The sequence below is a fragment of the Thalassospira sp. HJ genome, assembly GCF_000948415.1.
Taxonomy (GTDB): Bacteria; Pseudomonadota; Alphaproteobacteria; order Rhodospirillales; family Thalassospiraceae; genus Thalassospira.
This window is the reverse complement of record NZ_JYII01000019.1, coordinates 56591-73984: the sequence shown is the minus strand read 5'-3', so window position 1 is coordinate 73984 and position 17394 is coordinate 56591. Positions and strand designations below refer to the sequence as shown.

General features: G+C 55.2%; 15 protein-coding genes. 10 read left to right on the top strand and 5 right to left on the bottom strand.

Going from position 1 to position 17394, the window contains the following annotated elements; all coding sequences use genetic code 11:
• Positions 1-60 precede the first annotated feature (60 nt).
• The 5 genes from kdgD (at position 61) to UF64_RS14605 (ending at position 4995) form a co-directional block, all read left to right on the top strand.
• Positions 61-987, top strand: a complete 927-nt coding sequence (kdgD, locus tag UF64_RS14625) for a 5-dehydro-4-deoxyglucarate dehydratase (RefSeq protein WP_044829356.1) — start codon at positions 61-63, stop codon at positions 985-987.
• Between the two features lie 252 nt (positions 988-1239).
• Positions 1240-2232 carry a TRAP transporter substrate-binding protein gene (locus UF64_RS14620; RefSeq protein ID WP_044829355.1) on the top strand — a complete coding sequence of 331 codons (993 nt, stop codon included), beginning with the start codon at positions 1240-1242 and terminating at the stop codon, positions 2230-2232.
• A gap of 97 nt (positions 2233-2329) precedes the next feature.
• Positions 2330-2875 carry a TRAP transporter small permease gene (locus UF64_RS14615; protein WP_044829354.1) on the top strand — a complete coding sequence of 182 codons (546 nt, stop codon included), beginning with the start codon at positions 2330-2332 and terminating at the stop codon, positions 2873-2875.
• Between the two features lies 1 nt (position 2876).
• A complete protein-coding gene (locus UF64_RS14610) occupies positions 2877-4163 on the top strand; it encodes a TRAP transporter large permease (RefSeq protein ID WP_044829353.1) in 1287 nt (428 codons plus the stop codon).
• Positions 4164-4200: 37 nt separating this feature from the next.
• Positions 4201-4995 (top strand): NAD(P)-dependent oxidoreductase, encoded by a 795-nt coding sequence (locus UF64_RS14605; RefSeq protein WP_044829561.1) that lies wholly within the window; start codon positions 4201-4203, stop codon positions 4993-4995.
• Between the two features lie 114 nt (positions 4996-5109).
• Here UF64_RS14605 and UF64_RS14600 read toward each other — a convergent pair whose 3' ends face one another.
• Positions 5110-6459, bottom strand: a complete 1350-nt coding sequence (locus UF64_RS14600) for a flagellin (RefSeq protein WP_044829352.1) — start codon at positions 6457-6459, stop codon at positions 5110-5112.
• A 250-nt stretch (positions 6460-6709) separates the two neighbouring features.
• Between UF64_RS14600 and UF64_RS14595 the strand changes: the two genes are divergently transcribed.
• The 4 genes from UF64_RS14595 (at position 6710) to UF64_RS14580 (ending at position 11411) form a co-directional block, all read left to right on the top strand.
• On the top strand, positions 6710-7234 hold the full coding sequence (locus UF64_RS14595) for an RNA polymerase sigma factor (RefSeq protein WP_044829351.1): 525 nt from the start codon (positions 6710-6712) through the stop codon (positions 7232-7234).
• Between the two features lie 89 nt (positions 7235-7323).
• Positions 7324-8391 carry a FecR domain-containing protein gene (locus tag UF64_RS14590; protein ID WP_044829350.1) on the top strand — a complete coding sequence of 356 codons (1068 nt, stop codon included), beginning with the start codon at positions 7324-7326 and terminating at the stop codon, positions 8389-8391.
• A gap of 126 nt (positions 8392-8517) precedes the next feature.
• Positions 8518-10905, top strand: coding sequence for a TonB-dependent receptor (locus UF64_RS14585; RefSeq protein WP_044829349.1), 2388 nt, complete (start codon positions 8518-8520; stop codon positions 10903-10905).
• An 89-nt stretch (positions 10906-10994) separates the two neighbouring features.
• Entirely contained in the window at positions 10995-11411 is a 417-nt protein-coding gene (locus tag UF64_RS14580) for a hypothetical protein (RefSeq protein ID WP_044829348.1), read from the top strand.
• 15 nt (positions 11412-11426) lie between these two features.
• Here UF64_RS14580 and fhuB read toward each other — a convergent pair whose 3' ends face one another.
• The 4 genes from fhuB to UF64_RS14560 are packed head-to-tail and all read right to left on the bottom strand — an operon-like array spanning position 11427 to position 16168.
• A complete protein-coding gene (fhuB, locus tag UF64_RS14575; protein WP_044829347.1) occupies positions 11427-13439 on the bottom strand; it encodes a Fe(3+)-hydroxamate ABC transporter permease FhuB in 2013 nt (670 codons plus the stop codon).
• Positions 13436-14371 carry an iron-siderophore ABC transporter substrate-binding protein gene (locus UF64_RS14570; protein WP_044829346.1) on the bottom strand — a complete coding sequence of 312 codons (936 nt, stop codon included), beginning with the start codon at positions 14369-14371 and terminating at the stop codon, positions 13436-13438. The genes fhuB and UF64_RS14570 overlap by 4 nt, the downstream gene beginning before the upstream one ends.
• Before the next feature lie 12 nt (positions 14372-14383).
• On the bottom strand, positions 14384-15346 hold the full coding sequence (locus UF64_RS14565; RefSeq protein ID WP_235285080.1) for an iron-siderophore ABC transporter substrate-binding protein: 963 nt from the start codon (positions 15344-15346) through the stop codon (positions 14384-14386).
• A gap of 45 nt (positions 15347-15391) precedes the next feature.
• Positions 15392-16168 (bottom strand): ABC transporter ATP-binding protein, encoded by a 777-nt coding sequence (locus UF64_RS14560; protein WP_044829560.1) that lies wholly within the window; start codon positions 16166-16168, stop codon positions 15392-15394.
• A 306-nt stretch (positions 16169-16474) separates the two neighbouring features.
• Here UF64_RS14560 and UF64_RS14555 point away from each other — a divergent pair, with 306 nt between their 5' ends.
• Positions 16475-17365: an SMP-30/gluconolactonase/LRE family protein gene (locus tag UF64_RS14555; RefSeq protein WP_044829559.1), complete on the top strand. Its 891-nt coding sequence runs from the start codon at positions 16475-16477 to the stop codon at positions 17363-17365.
• The last annotated feature ends 29 nt before the right edge of the window (positions 17366-17394 follow it).

The following is a 17394-nucleotide window of genomic DNA, read 5'->3' as shown; positions in this document are numbered from 1 at the left end:
ATGATGAATTTATAGAATCGTCATAGTTGTTTTGACGCATACAGATATTAAGGACGCTTGATGCATTATCTAGAGATGAAAAAGGCGATTGGCGCCGGGTTGCTTTCTTTTCCGGTAACGCCTTTTGATGCCGAGGGCGCGCTTGATCTTGCGGCCTATCGCACGCATGTCGGCTGGTTGTCGCAATATCCGGCAACCGCCCTGTTTGCTGCAGGCGGCACCGGGGAATTCTTTTCCCTGACCCCGGCAGAAGTGGTTGAAACCGTGCGCGCGGCCAAGGAAGTCGCGGGCGATACCCCGATCATTGCTGGCTGCGGCTATGGCACCGCAATGGCGGTCGACCTCGCCAAGGCGTGTGAGGCGGCCGGGGCCGATGGCCTGTTGCTGTTGCCTCAATATCTTGTCGGGGCAGAGCAGGAAGGCCTGTTTGCCCGCGTAAAGGCGGTTTGTGATGCGGTTGATATCGGTGTCATTGTCTATAACCGTGACAATTCGATCATCACGGCTGAAACCCTTGCCAAGCTGTGCGAGGTTTGCCCGAACCTGGTCGGGTTCAAGGATGGCCATGGCAATATCGAAATGGTCACCAAGGTCTGCACCGTGATTGGCGATCGCCTGTCCTATATCGGTGGCATGCCAACGGCCGAAGTTTTTGCCAAGGCATACAAGGCAGCCGGTGTGACAACCTATTCATCGGCGATCTTCAACTTCCTGCCGCAACAGGCACTCGATTTCTATGACGCGCTGACGCGTGATGATGATGCGGCCATGAGCCGTGCACTGACCGAATTCTTCTATCCGTATCTTGATATCCGCAATCGCGGAAAGGGATATGCCGTGTCCATCGTCAAGGCAGGCATGCGTGTGATCGGGCGCGATACCGGTCCGGTCCGCAGTCCGCTGACCGATTTGACTGACAAGGAACATGACATGTTGGCCGATGTTATCCGCAAGGCCTATGGCGCGGATGCACTGCGCGCTGCCTGATTTGAAATCGGGGCGCTATGCCTGCATGAACCTGCCTTTTACCCCGGCAGGTGTGACTTGCCGGGGTAACTGATTGCGACGCCAAAACAACAATCGGCGCGCAGAAAAACGAAGCAGCTATTAGACTAGTTGTTAATAAACCTTACAGTTGTTGTTACAAGTAACGGATTGTAGGATTATATGAGAAAAAAATGACCCCAAAGGGGCATCAAGGCTTTAACCAAATGACAAATCGTCTCGGGAGGAACCCAAATGAACAAGTTTATCAAAACCACCACACTGACGATCGCGGCGGCAGCCGTTTCGGTTACGCTGGCATCCGGTGCGCAGGCTAAAGAGTGGCGCGGTTGGAACATCCATCCGCCGGAATACCCGGTTTCGACCGGCATGGAAGAATTCGCCAAGCTGATCAATGAAAAATCCGGTGGCGACCTTGAAGCCAAGGTCTATCACGGTGGTGTTCTTGGCGACCAGCCTGATGCAATTCAGCAGGTCCGTCTTGGTGGTCTGGACTGGGCTGTTTTCAACCTTGGCCCGCTTGGTGAAGTCGCACCCGAAGCCAACGTTGTTTCGCTGCCCTTCATCTTCAAAAACGTCGATGCCATGCATAAGGTCATGGACGGCCCGGCTGGTCAGCAGATCGCCGATGGCCTGATCGCAGCTGGCCTTCAGCCGCTTGGCTGGTATGATTCCGGTGCGCGTTCCTTCTATAACACCAAGCACCCGATCAACACCCCGGCCGATCTGCAGGGCCTGAAATTCCGCGTCATGAGCAACGATCTGTATGTTCAGATGGTTGGTGCCCTTGGTGGTAACGCCACCCCGATGGCATACGGCGAAGTTTATCAGTCGCTGAAAACCGGCGTGATTGACGGTGCTGAAAACAACTATCCGTCCTATGACAGCTCCGGCCACTTCGAGGCTGCCAAATACTACTCGGTCACCCAGCACCTGATCCTGCCGGAATGCCTGTGCATCAACAAAAACCTGTATGACAGCCTTTCGGACGAAGAGAAAAAGATCGTCCAGGAAGCAGCTGATGCATCGGTTGAAGTGCAGCGTGCCGCATGGGCCGCCCGTGCCGAGCAGTCCAAGGAAAAAGTCATTGCTGCTGGCATCGAAGTTAACGAAATCGCTGACAAGCAGGCCTTCCAGGACGCCATGCAGCCGGTTTACGACAACTTCCTGAAAACCAACCCGGAATTGGCTGATCTGGTTAAAGCCATCCAGGATGCTCAGAAATAAAACAGCATATCTGATCGGGCGGCGAATTAATCGCCGCCCGACTTTTTGTCTGTGATAATTCTATTTCCAGTTTGTCTTTATTTCTGGCGGCGCGTAGATGTTTTCTCGTCTTATCACTTTGATCGACCGCCTTGGGGGCGGCATCGCCGGTCTGCTCAATCTGATTGGCGGTCTGGCACTTGTAGCCTTGATCCCGAGCTTTGGCTGGCTGGTGTTCGGGCGTTATGTGCTCAATGAGACCCCGACATGGGTTGAGCAGATTTCCCTTATTCTGATTGTGCTGATCACGTTTCCGGTCGCAGCTGCGGGCATGCGCGATAACAGCCATCTGTCCGTTTCATTCTTCCGTGATGCACTGCCGCCCAAGATCGCCGCGATCGTCGCTGCGATCAGCTACGCCGCCATGGCGTGGTTTGGCTATTGGATGCTGATGGGGGGCATGGATCTTGTGGCCTTTAACTGGGCCAAGAAAATGCCGATCATTCATATTTCGGACGGTTGGCGTTCGGTGCCAATGGCGGTTTGCGGCGCCGGGATCCTGTTTTACAGCGTTGTGCATGTCCTCAAGATCGTGGCCCACTGGAAAACAATCGCCCAAGCCCGCCTTTACCATGATGACCTGCTTAATGAGGACGTGAAATAACATGGGCATGACCATTCTTCTGGGCGTGTTTGCCATTGGTATTCTGATTGGCATGCCCGTTGCCATCGCACTTGGCATTGCTGCCCTTGGTGCGTTCTTTTTCGAAGGCCTGCCAACCCTGATTGCGTTTCAGCGGATCGGGTCGGGGATTTCGGCCTTTTCGCTTCTGGCCATTCCTTTCTTCATCTTTGCCGGTGAGCTGATGCTTCATGGCGGGATTGCATCAAGGCTGGTGCAATTTGCAACCGCACTGGTTGGCAGTCGCCGTGGCGGCCTTGGCATTGTGAACGTGTTTTCATCGATGCTGTTTGGCGGTATTTCCGGTTCCGCAGTGGCCGATACATCCGCCCTTGGATCGATCCTGATCCCGGTGATGAAAAAGGAAGGCTACCGTGCGGATTACGCCGTCAACGTGACGGTGACGTCTTCGATTGCCGGTATCATGATCCCGCCAAGCCATAACATGATCCTGTATGCGGTTGCGGCCGGCGGGGGCATTTCGATTTCCAAGCTGTTCATGGCAGGTGTCGTTCCGGGCATCATCATGTGTGTGTTGCTCGGCCTTGCTACATGGCTGGTTGCGATCCGCCATGGTTATCCGGCCGAACCGTTCCCGGGCTGGGCGGTGGTTTGGCGCACGGCTGTGCGTGCCATACCGGGCTTCTTTACCGCCGTCATCATCGTTGGCGGGGTTTTGAGCGGTGTGTTTACCGTGACAGAATCCGGTGCGATTGGTGTGGCCTATGCGCTGATTATCACGGGGCTGGTTTATCGTGAGCTCAGCTGGGCTGGCTTTATTGCCGCGGTCAAACAATCGGCCAAGACGACAGCGCTTGTGATGTTGCTGGTTGGCTGTGCGTCGGCTTATGGTTATATGCTGGCCTTTTATCAGGTGCCCGATGCCCTGGCCGAGGCGATTACCGGCATCACCGACAATCCGATCATGGTGCTGTTGCTGATCAATATCATGCTGCTGATTGCCGGCATGATCATGGATATGGCAGCCCTCATCCTGATCTGTACGCCGATCTTCCTGCCGCTTGCCATGCAGTTTGGTATGGACCCGATCCAGTTCGGCATGGTGCTGATGATGAATTTGGGTCTTGGCCTGTGTACGCCGCCGGTGGGATCGTGCTTGTTTGTCGGGTGCGCGATTGGCGGGGTTAAAATCGAAAAAGCCGTGCAGTCGATCTGGCCATTTTATCTGGCGATCCTGAGTGCGCTTTTGCTGACAACCTATATCCCTGCGATTTCCATGACGCTGCCGAACCTTGTGTTCGGCGAGTAACGGATCGCGGGCAAAATCGATATCAAAGAGGATGGTTATGAAACGTTTGCTGATTACCGGTGCCGGTGGAAACCTTGGCAAGATTTGTCGCGAAGGGCTTAAGGGCTATGCCGATGTCATTCGCCTTTCCGATATTTCACCCGTGGATCCGGCCGGTCCGAACGAGGAAGTCGTGCAATGTGATCTTTCGGATCGGGAAGCCGTGATCGAACTGACCAAGGATGTTGATGGTATCATTCATCTGGGCGGCATTTCGATCGAGGCGGCCTTTGATGACCTGCTTCAGGCGAACCTTGCCGGGACCTATAACCTTTATGAGGGTGCACGTCAGAACGGGGTCGGGCGGATCATGTTTGCCAGCTCCAACCACGCGATTGGCTTCCATAAACGCACCGAAAAGCTTGATGACAAATCCGAGCTGCGCCCCGACAGCCTTTATGGTGTGACCAAATGCTATGGCGAGGCAGTGGCGAGCTATTATTACGACAAGTTCGATGTTGAAACCGTGTCCTTGCGCATCGGGTCATGCTTTGAAAAGCCGCGTGATCGCCGGATGCTTTCGACCTGGATGAGCCCGCGTGACTTTATCTCGCTGATGAAGGCGATCTTTGCTGCGCCGATGACCGGTCATCTGGTGATGTATGGCGTTTCGGACAACAAATCGAAATGGTGGAGCAACGATCACGCCGATTTCCTTGGCTGGAAACCGCAAGATAGCTCGGAGCAATTCCGGGCCGAGATCGAGGCTGCCTTCCCGCCCGAAGATCGCAATGATCCGGCTGTGATGTATCAGGGCGGTGGTTTCGCCGCCAAGGGCCATTTTGAAGACTGATACAGGATCGTCTTGCGATCTTAGATCCGCCTAAAATCAATGGCCCGAACGAGTTTCGTTCGGGCCATTGTTGCAACAGGTAGGCACGTCAAAACGTTTGTCAGATGTGGTCCGTTAGCCTTGCAGTAACCGCAGCAGGTTTTGCGGCATCTGGTTGGCTTGGGCCAGCATTGCGACACCGGACTGAACTAGAATCTGCTTGGAGGTAAAGGACGTCATTTCCGCTGCGACATCCAGATCAAGCAGGGTCGAACGAGCGGATTCAGTATTTTCCTGCGTCGATGCAAGGTTCTGTGCCGCAAAATCCAAACGGTTCTGGGATGTGCCGATGGCAGCGCGGGCGCGCTGCAAATCATCAATGGCGCGCGTCACAACCTCGACCGCGTTCTGGGCACCAGCAGCAGTGTCAATAGCATTAGCGCCAAGGTCTTCCAACGTTTCCTGACCGAGCCCGGACGATCCCAAAACGGCAGAGTCAACTGCGCTCAGGTTAATCGAAAGACGATCATTCGCGGTGTTGCCGCCGCCGACCTGGAAGTCGATTGTGTTGGAAAGCTTCTGGCCTTTGTCCTCTTCCATGAAGAAGAGTTGACCGGCGGATGTGTCGACGCCAGTTCCCATGAAATCGGTATTGGTTGAAGTAAAACCGAAATCATTGGCACCGCCGGTACCGGCTCTGATGTAATCAACGGTGTCCGAGAAGTTGGTGTTTACTGTAATTGAAAGGCCCAACTCGTCAAAGTTCAACACCGCATTTTCACCGGGCGCAATTGCGCGCGTTCCGCCGGTTGCCGCCAAATCGGTGATATCAATTGACTGGGTCCGCACGACAATGTTCTCAATCGCCGTAAGTACAGTCATGATGACCTGTTCGCCGGAACCTTCGTTAATTCTTATCTCAAACCCGTTATCATCGACACCATCTTCACCTGGGTCCTGTGCCCAGTAATTGTTGTCCGTGATCGCGAACCCGTCAAAGCCGAAAGCGGGTGTGAGCGCGGCATTGTTGGCAGCGGGTGTGAGATTAATTGCAACATCACCCCCATCGCCAAGCAGTTGAATGCCATTGAAGTTGGTCGAGGATGCGATACGGTCAATCTCGTCACGCAGTTCGGTGAATTCGTCATTGAGGAAGCCGCGTTCGGTATCAGAAAGGTTACCTGATGAAGCCTGCACCGCCAGCGTTTTCATGCGGACGAGAACATCATCAATGGTTGCCATGCCACCGTCGGCAATCTGCAACATCGAGTTGGCTTGACCAACGTTTACAGATGCAGTTTTAAGCGCCTGGGTCGTCGCATTAAGTCGTGCGCCGATCGCCATGGACGCCGCATCATCGCGCGCAGAGACAACGCGCGTACCCGAGGACAGCTTTGATAGCGACCGCGTCGCCATCGCATCAGAAGCAGACAGGTTGCGATGTGCAACATTGGCTGCATAGTTTGATATGATGTTTAGTGCCATTTTTGTTTTCCTACTTGGAAATTGGCGACGTTTACTACGTGTAAAACGCGCAATTAGGAGTTGATGCCTGAATTTATCATTATTATTAAAACGCAATCTTGTCCAGAGAATTCTAATTTAGGGTCAACATGTGCTTGTTATCGCCTGCCAGAAGGGCATCTGCTTTTTGAATTGACGGATGGTCAGGATTGCTTATAAGCACTAATGAAAATGATAACAGTTATCATTATCGAATTCTGGATGTGCAGCTATGGCGGTCTGCGACCGTTCCTGGGATAGTCTTTATCAGCAATATCATGATCGTTTGTTGCGGCAGGTGCAGAAGTATCTGCCCGCGCGCGACGAAAGCCATGACGTGTTGCAGGACCTTTATGTGCAGCTGCGCCACCGGAATATCGACCCGGACGATATCGCCAACCCGCCGGCTTTTCTGATGCGGATGGCCACCAATCTGGCAATTGATGCCTTGCGCCGGAACAACCGCAACCCGGTTGAATTCACCGATCCGGCAGAGATCAGTGACATGAATGGGGCGACAAGCCAGTCGGCAACCCCGGAACAGATCAGCTCGGATCGCCAGCGCCTTGATATCATTCGCCGTGCGATTGACGACCTGCCGCCGCGCTGCCGCGAGGTGTTCTTGCTCTGCAAGCGTGATCATCTCAGCACGGTTGAGGCGGCAGAGCACCTTGGCATTAGTCGCAATATGGTAGAAAAGCATTTGCGTCAGGCGCTTGGACATTGCAAACAGGTGTTGGCGCGCCATGAAAACTAGGATCAGGACTTCCGACATCCTCTTTTGTGCGGCTCGTTCGTCAAATAAACAACAGCATCCTCAGCCAGAAGCCGGGTAACGACACTGCCATGACTGAATTCCGCTATCCCGACGACTGCCAAAGCAATGATGACATTGCCGATTACTGGGCCGTGCGCCTTGATGATGTGCAGTTAACTGCGGCTGAGGAAATCGCCTTTGAACGCTGGCAGGCGGCAGACCCGCAAAATCCTGCGCGCCTCATCCGTGCACGCCAGACATGGCACAGCATGGAAATCGCCGCGGCAGAGCTTTCGGATATGGACGATCCCGCCAAGGGTGCGCCGTCGCCTAAGCAGGATCATCTCGGCTTTGATAGCGAAGCCGTCCGTCGTGATCTGGAACGGTTGGGCGCGCTTGAAGGTGGCAATGGTCGCCTGCCGGGCATGCGGTCGGCCAAGCGGCGCGTGCGTCCGATGTTGGCAATCTTCACCATTCTGTTGCTGGTCGGGCTCTGGGGCTATTCGGCGTTTCAACCTGATGCCGATCTGATTGCCGCAAGCAATCCCGGTGTTGTCAGCGAAGTACATGAACTTTCCGATGGATCACGCATCTGGATGGAGCCCGGGACGCGCGTTGCCATGGCCTATAGCGATCAGTATCGCGATCTGACCGTGCAGGAAGGCGGCGTGTTTATCGAGGTCGCCAAGGACAGCACAAGACCGCTTCGCATTCACCTCAACAAACTGACGGCAACCGCTGTGGGCACCGCATTCAGTGCCTCGAAATGGGGTGGGCATGTCCGGGTTGAGGTATCCGAAGGCACGGTTGATCTTGAAAGCCGCACGGCCAAGCTCGCCCGTCTGACTGCGGGCCGGGCGTCCTGGCAGGATGCCGATGGTGATATGCATTACGGCACAGTGGCACTTGATCGGGTGGCGGCATGGCGCACTGGCCGCTGGGTGGTCAATGACATGCCGATTGATGAGCTGTTTGCACGGTTATCACCGCTTTTGGATGATACCAGCTTTGTGCGCGATCCGCGCATGGGCGACATTACCGTTTCGGGCAGTTTCGATCTGACCAAACCGGACGGGGCCTATGGCGCGATTTTGGCGGCTTATGGCCTCACGGACCGCGCCGTTCCGGGCGGGTTCAGAATAATTTCAAAAAAATAGAAAATTTTACCTCCTCATTTCGCGGGGGTGTTCGTCATGAAGGTAATAGTGATTTGCATTATTATTTTCATGCGAAGGGGTTCGAACTTGAAGATCGTGAAATTTGGGGAAACCGGGAAGCTCGGAATGTCCCGTCTTTTGGGCAGCACGGCACTTGTCGCGACACTGATGATCGCATCGGTCCCGCAGGCCATGGCGCAAACCGCATCGGATACAGCGCAGCCGGTTGCGGTTGCCGCAGGGGATCTGCGCACCGCCCTTGATCAGGTTGCCGATCAGTTTGGTTTGCAGCTTGTCGTGCAGGGGGATCTTTCCGGGATGGAAAGTGGCAATCTGTCTGCGGACATGTCGGCGCGCGACGCTTTGCAAAGCCTTTTGTCAGGCTCGGGCTACGGGTTTGAGTTCGTCTCGGATGACAGTGTGATTATCCGCCCGGTATCGGCGACCACCAGCAATGCACAAGGGACATTGATCTTGCCCGAAGTCGTGGTGACCGCGACCCGTTCACGTCGCTCGATCGCCACCATGTCGCCGTCAGTCGTTGTGATTGGCTCCGATCAGATCGAAGCCCAGTCGGCCAAAAGCAGCGACATTACCAATGTCATTCGCAACAATGTGCCGGGCTTCATGTTTGATGACCAAAGCCTGATCTCGAGCACTGAAACCTTCCGTGGCCGTGATGTGCAGGTTCTTGTTGACGGTGTTGCGCGCAATACGCCGCTTCGTAACAGCAGCCGTATCCTATCGATGATCGATATCCAGCAGGTCGAAAGCATCGAAGTCATCCCCGGCTCGAACGCGATGAATGGCGATGGCGCGACGGGGGCCACGATCAACATCATCACCAAGACCGGTGAAGTCGGCAAAAACGTCTTTGTCGTAGATGCCCATGCCAAAAGCTACACCGACGATATCGGAGAAAGCTTCTCGCCGTCGCTGACAGTTTCGGGCCGCGGTGGCTTTGGCGCGGTTGATCTTGCGGCCAGTGTCACCGGTTCAAAAACCGGCAATGCCTATGACGGCTATGGCAATCAGGTGCCGTCCGACGCGATGCTCGGTCAGGGGGGATTTGACAACGCCGAAGACCTCAATGTTTTCGGCAAGGCCGGCGTGACGCTGGCTGAAGGTCATCGTGTGTTCCTGTCTTCGGAAGTCGTGCGGTTCCGTCAGGACATCGAATATTTTACGGATCTGACCACCGACCCGGTTTCTGTCAATTATGATAATGCCTATACCGGCCAGCCACTTGAAGATGAAAGCCAGTATTTCACCGGCGGTTATGAATATGATTTTGGCAAGATGGGCAAAGGTGACCTGAAGCTGTTTTACAATGACAGTTACAAACAGGCTGCATTGTCTGACTTTGACTCAACTCACAACAATTTCCAGCTCGTACTTGCCGACAGTACAACCGCACTTGATCCGTTGGGGCAGTCGGTGATCGATACGGTCAAATACGGGCTGAAACTTTCTACCGATACCAGCCTTGATCAGGTCTATGACGGTATGACTCTGACCTGGGGTGGGGACTTGATCTATGATGATGTCAAATACCGTTCGGTCAGCGGTCGCGATATCGGTGCGCCGATGCAACAGGATGGCAAAGCTGTATTTGCACAGCTAAGCGCGCCGGTGACGCAGTTTGTTGATCTGTCTGGTGGTGTCCGCTACGAGAAGTTCGACTTGACCGTCGATGATTATTTGCGTCCAAACTATCTTTATAACCGTACCACACCGATTGCTGCTGCCCAGTTTACTGGGGGAAGTACCAGCTATAACGCCGTAACGTATAATGCGTCCGCAGTTGTTCACTGGACCGAAAAGCTCGATACATCTTTTAGTTACAGCGAAGGTTTTTCTATTCCTGATGTCGGCGCCTATACCCGTCGTGCTGGCGTTTCCGGTGCACCGCTTAACTTCGCAAGTATTGACGTTGATGCATCCAAGGTCAAAACCTATGAGATCGCCGCACGTTATACTGGTCAAGATTTCCGCACCAGCGGTGCCATCTATATGAGCACCAACAAACGTGGTGATACCTTTGATTCTGCGACCAACAAGCTTAGCCAACAGAAGGAACGCATCATCGGTGCGGAACTGAACGGTGAATACGACATAAGCGAAGATACCTATGTTGGTGCGCTGGCGTCCTATGTCGAAGGTCGTTACGACAAGGACAAAGACGGCGATTTAGAAGAATGGTTGCCGAACAACCGTATTCCGTCGCCATTCCGTTTTACGGGCTATGTTGATAGTTACGTTTGGGGCGATCTGAATATGCGGTTTGACGGGACCTATACGGCGGGCCGTTACAAGATCGAAGATGAAAAAATAAAGCCGAGCCTGGTCTTCAATCTGTCGGGTAATTATCCGCTGCTGGGCGGGGTGGCCCGTTTCGGGATCGAGAATATCTTCGATACCAGCTACGAAAACCCGGCGGCGACTGCACTGCGTGGCTATTCGGTTGCTGGGCACGGTCGCACTGTGACGATTGGTTATCGTCGCGAGTTCTGATCGGGTTTATAGCCATTTCGGCTTGAAACATCGTTGACCCATGGCCCGGCGGTTTTCCTGCCGGGCCATTTCCGCACGGAGAATTTAAGGTGTTCAGATCATCAACACCCGAAAGCGATATCGTTTTGTTTGAAATGATTGATCAGCAAAGTGATGCGGATGGAAAGGCCTATATCGCGGCCCTTGATGCCCTAGCCGAACGCAGTGAACCGGCCATTCTGATCTTTCGGGTGGCGGGCTTTATCAATCAGGATCACGAAATCCGCAAACAGGCCGCCGCATGGTTCAAGCGTAACCGCGATCGGCTGGGTGTCTTTGCCAAGGGCCTGATCCGCGTCGATGAAGGCCATCATCACGGCGATGATGATCACGATCATGAAGACGCGCACGAGGATGCCGAGGACAGCAACTTTGCCCGCATGTTGCCCTTTGCCGTCAAACGCACCGATAGCCTTGATCACGCCTTTGATCTGGCGCGCAATTGGGCGGCGGTTTCAAAAGACTAACGGCGTTTGCCCGGCCTAGCGTTTGCGGGCGGCCAAAATCAGGAAATAACCCGTGCCGATCAGGGCGGCGATCAGGCCGGTGGGGAGTTGGGCCGGATAGATCATGTTTCGTGCCAGCCATTCGGCGACCATCATGACATTGACCCCGATCAGAACCGCACCCAGCAGATTCCCGCCAGCAAGACGATAACCCGCGACGCGGGCAAGATGCGGGGCCATCAGCCCAACGAAGCTGAGCGGTCCGACCAGAAGGGTCGCACTTGCGGCCAGAATGGCCGCAAGCAGCATCATGGCAAACTGGAAGCCCGAAATTCCAAGGCCGAGCGAGATCGACTGATCCGTGCCAAGGGATGCCAGTTCAAGCGGACGGCGCAGCGCGATTGCCACCACCAGAAGAATGCCGGTGACACCGGCGACAATCATCACCTCGTTCATATTGGTGAAATAGGTCGTGCCAGCCAGCCAGGACATCAGCATCGATGTTTGGGTGCCGCTTCGGGTCAGAACAATCCTTACCATCGCGCCCAGAATGGCGGTCATGGCAAGACCGTTGAGCAACATGTAATGCGGCGCATGGGTGAATTTACGACAAAGGGCGAGCAATACGAAAAGCGATGCAATCCCGCCTGCAGCACCGATCACCATCAGCTCCGCACGCTGCCCGAAGCCAAATACGGCGAGTGCCAGGATCATGGCGAGCGCAGTGGCCGAGCTGACCCCGGTGATTTCGGGGCTTGCCAGCGGGTTGCGTCCGACGCGCTGAATAAGCGTGCCCGAAACTGCCAGTGCTGCGCCGCAGATCATCGCGGCAAAGGTGCGTTCAGACCGGCCAATCAGGATATCAAGGCTGCTGTCCTGCCAGCCCAAAATAACAAAGCCGCTGCCATCCAGCGAGACGAACAACGAGAATACGACACCGATGACAAGGCTGACGGCAAGGGCAATCGAAAGTGCATTTTTCGAGACGATCTGTTGATCGCTATGTTGATCATCATTCTGGTTGCCCGGCATGATGCGCGCCTTGCGCAGCATGAAGATGATAAACGGCGCGCCAAACAGGGCCGTTGCCGCCCCGGTTGGCAGGGGATCGCCACCAAGTGTATTAAACTGACGGACGAGAAAATCGACGATCAGAAGCGCAAAGCCACCGGTGAAAACCGAATAGATCATCAAATCACGCGATCGCGACAGCCCGGCAATGCGAAGGGCGGCCGGGATGGCCAAGCCGACAAAACCGATCATGCCAGCTGCTGAAATCACCGAGGCTGTGATAAAGACTGCAAGACCAAGGATCAGAAGGCGCAGAACTGTTACCTTGGCGCCCAGTGAACTTGCCGTGTCATCACCAAGGGCCAGAAGATCAAGCGGGCGCGACAGGGCCAGAATGGCAATCATGCCAATCAGTACACGCGGCCAGACGAATTCTGTGTCGTCCCAGCCATTCTGGGCCAGATCACCAGCCCCCCACATGAAGATTGATTGCAGATATTGCTCATTGAACAGCAAGATGATCTGCGATCCCGACTGCAACAGCAGATTGACGATCATCCCGGCGAGTATAAGCCACAGCGTCGCATTGCCGCGATTGGCCGCAATCAGATAAACGGCACCGAGCGCAATCAGACCCCCGGCAAGGGCAAAGGCCTCCTGAAACATGGCAAGTGATGCCGGGGCCAGAAGGACAAACAGGGTCAGGGCAAATTCAACACCCGCCCCAACGCCAAGGGTGGTCGGGGATGCCAGCGGGTTGCGCAACACCGTCTGGATTGCCGCCCCTGCGAGCGCCAATCCGGCCCCACACAAAAACGCCATCGCAAGGCGGGGCAGGGTGCTGAAATGAAACAGGATCTGGTCAAAATCGGTTTCATCCGGGCTGAACAGAGCCTGCGAGATGTTGCCATTTGCAAGATAGGGCCAGAAATCAATCACCAGCACGGCAAGGGCCAAAACGCCCAGAATGCCTGTCAGGATGGCTGGAAGGGACAGCGTCCCTCGAAGGTTTGCATTGCGCGCAGTCGCGGTGCTCATTGTTGCGGGCCGCTTTCAATCGTCTCGGTCAGAAGGCGTGCAAAGCGAAGGGCGGATGGCACCCCGCCATAGGCCCAGACGACGGGTAGTTCATACACCCGGTTGTTGCGGGTGAAATCCATCACCTTCCACATCGGGGAATTCAGAAGCTTATTGAGGACCACATCAGGCACCGGGTTGGTATAGACCAGCGTTTCCTTGGCGTAGGGCGCAAGGATTTCCAGCCCGCCACGGCCAAAGCCCCATTTGTTGACCTCGCCGTCATAGGCAATCGGCACATTCATCGCCGTCATCACCGAACCAGGCAGCGAGATATCGGCAAAGATGCCGACATTGCTTTCATCAAAGAAGAAAACAACGTTGATCTTCTGGTACGGGCCGATGGCGGTTTTGATGCGCTTGCCATAATCGATCATCTTCTGATCGACATTATCCAGATAAGCTTTGGCCTCTGCCTCGCGCCCGGTGGCCTTGGCGATTTTGCCAAAAACCTTGCGGGCGGTTTCAAAGGCCGGGGTCTTGCCGTCAAACAAACGCAGTTCCAGAACCGGGGCGATTTCGGCAAGCTTTTCATAAGCCATGCCGATATCGGGAACGCTGATGATCAGGTCGGGCTTCGATGCGCGAAGGGCTTCAAGATTGGGCGATGCGCGCTGCCCAAGATCAACGAAGCTTTCGGGCAGATCAGGTTTTGCAACCCAGTCGACGTAATCTTGTGGGTCGGCAATGGCCACCGGATCAAGGCCAAGGGCAATCACGCTTTCAGTAAAGGACCAGTTGATGGTCGCGATCCGCTTGGCCGGCGCTTCAAGGCGCAGGATGCCGCGTTCATGTTCGATCTCGATCGGGTCGGCCAAGGCCGGTGAAATAGCCATTGAGATAACGGCAACGCATAGCAAAACCGGGCAGACAAGCGCGCGAAGGATCTTCATGCCGGGTATCCCTTACGATCCGCTTGCGGTGGTGTCAGTGCCGGTGACCGCATCGGCCAGCAATTCGGCAAAGCGTGCTGCCGACAGAACCCCGCCAAAGGTCCAGCTTGCCGGGATGGCATGGACATTGCCATTGCGTGCAAACGGCATGGCCTTCCAGATCGCGGAGTTAAACAGGCTTTCGCGCGTGGTCGGGGCGACCGGTTCGATATAGGCAAGCTGCACATCGCCCATCTTGGCAAGGTCGGACACATCACCATTGCAAAACGCCCAACCATTGACCTCGCCATCCCAGGCATTGGTAAAGCCCATGCGACCAAGGACAGAGCCAAACAGCGACGTTTTGCCATGAATGCGGAAGTGGGATTCATCAAGAATGCGCACGACAGCGAATTTGGCATCATCGCCGACATGACCCCGAATACGCTTGGCTGCGGCCTCAATCCGGGCATTGACCGATGCAATGACGTCCTCGGCGGTATCGGCCTTGCCAGCCAGTTTGGCGACATTGCGCAGTAGGTCTTCGGCCCGGTCAATTGCGGGTTCGTCACTGCCGGTATTGTAGATCGAGTAAACGAAAGTAGGCGCATAGCCAGAGAGCTTTTCAAGCGCCATGGCGACATCCGTGCTGATCAGGATGGCGTCCGGTTTTGCTTCGCGGAGCGCCTCGAAATTCGGTTCGCGACGGGTGCCAAGATCGGTGAAACTTTCTGGCAATTCCGGTTCCACCACCCAGGCGCGGTAACCCTCGGCCTCGGGGATCGCGACCGGGTCAATACCCAGTGCGATCAGGCTTTCGGTCAGGGCCCAGTTTGAGACGGCAAAGCGGGTCGGGGTGGTTTCAAGGGTGACTTCGCCCATTTCATGGGTAAAGGTTTCCTCGGCCAGGACGGGCAGGGGGCCAAGGGACGCGATGGCGGTTCCGGTGGCGATTGCAAGGCCCGCAAACGTGCGACCCATCCAAGGCGTAAACATCATGATTTCCCTTGATCCCTGTTGAAATGGTGGCTGATTGGCGCGTCAGGCGACGTAGCTGACAAAGCGGTCATGATCGGCAAGATGAATGACATCGATGTCGGTCTGGAAAATGTCGCGCAGGGTTTCGCCATGCATGAAATCGCGCGGTGTTCCCTGCCAGCAGGTCTTGCCACCTCGCAGTGCCAGAATGTGATCGGCGAAACGCCCGACCATGTCGATGTCGTGCAAGACGGCAATGACGGTCAGGTTGTTCTGATCCTTAAGGTTGGCGACCAGTTGCAAAATGTCGCGCTGATGGCCGACATCAAGGGCGGAGGTCGGCTCGTCGAGCAGCAGCACCGGGGCATCCTGTGCCAGCAACATGGCAAGCCAGACGCGCTGGCGCTCCCCGCCGGAAAGACTTGCAACCAGACGATCGGAGAAGCCGGTGACGTGGGTCAGTTCCATCGCCTGATCGATCTTGGCATGATCCTCGTCGCGGTAGCGCCCAAGGGCGCCGCGCCAGGGATAACGGCCAAAGGCCACCAGTTCGCGCACGCTTAAGTGCGGCGGCACAACCGGGTTTTGCGGAAGGTAGGCAACCTTGCGCGCGAAGTCGCGCGTGCCATGGTTGGCAAGGTCTTGCCCATCAAGGGCGATTGCCCCGGATGCCGGTTTGTTTTTGCGCGCCAGAAGCTTGATCAGCGTGCTTTTGCCCGATCCGTTATGGCCGACAATTGCACTAAACGCCCCGGTCGGGAAGCCGACCGTGATGCCTTCAAGCAATGTCTTTGGCTTTTTGCCATCGCTTTTGAAAGCGACGTCTGTCAGATCGAACATGGAAAGAAACTCATGCGCCGGGGATGGATCACTTGCGCCATCGCCAATCGGCGGCGGATAAGCGCGCTGTAAGGTCTGAGAATGCTTATCAATTACGTGACGCAAATGCAACCGAGTTGCGATTGCAGAATGCCAAAAAAGTGCGTCATCAATATAATCATCATATAAAATGACTTTTCAGGCGCGACCATTTTGGGTAGCACTATTAATCAGAGATTGTGATCGTATCTGGCCGTCTGCCGCGATATGAATGATCACACCAATACAAAGCGGAAAAAACAACCGCATCGTCATCAGGGAGAAACCATGTCCAACGTCAAAACCGTATTGCCAAACCTGCGATGTACGCTGGGCGAAGGCCCGCATTGGGATGCCGAAGACGGGGTTCTGTATTGGGTCGATATTGTCGGCAAGACCGCCTATGCGCTGCGCCCCGATCAGGGTGGATCACGCAGCTGGAAATTTGATCAGCCGGTTGCGGCCATCGTGCCGCGTGAAAAGGACGGGCTTCTGGTCGCCCTTGCCGACGGGCTGGCGTTTCTTGACCCCGAAAGTGGCGATACCACACCTTTTGTCGCGCCCGATAGCGATCATGCAGGTAACCGGTCGAACGAAAGCCGGGTCGATCCGATGGGGCGGTTCTGGCATGGCACAATGCAAAACAATATCGGACCGAATGGCGAAGACCTGCCTGTCACCATCTCGACCGGGACGCTCAACCGGGTTGGCGCGGATGGTGAAACCGTTCGGTTCGGGGCCAATATCGGGATATCCAATACGCTGCTCTGGTCTGCGGACGGTACGAAGATGTTCTTTGGCGATACCATCAAGGACACGCTTGATGTCTATGATTTTGACATGGAAACCGGCGTGCCATCCAATCCCAAGCCGTTCTTTGGCCCGCAGGAACGCGGCAATATGGATGGATCGGCGATGGATGCGGATGGCTATATCTGGAATGCGCGCTGGGGCGGGGGATGTCTGATACGCTTTGCGCCGGATGGCAGTGTTGATCGGGTGATTGATCTTCCGGTGACCCAGCCGACAAGTTGTGTGTTTGGCGGCCCCGACCTTAAAACGCTTTATATCACCTCGGCCTCGGTCGGATTGGAGGGGAATGGCAATGCGCTTGAAGGGGCGCTGCTGTCGATCCAGACCGATATTGCCGGGCAGCCGTGCCACCGATTTAAGGGCTAAAACGACCGTTGGTTGTTAATAATGCGGCA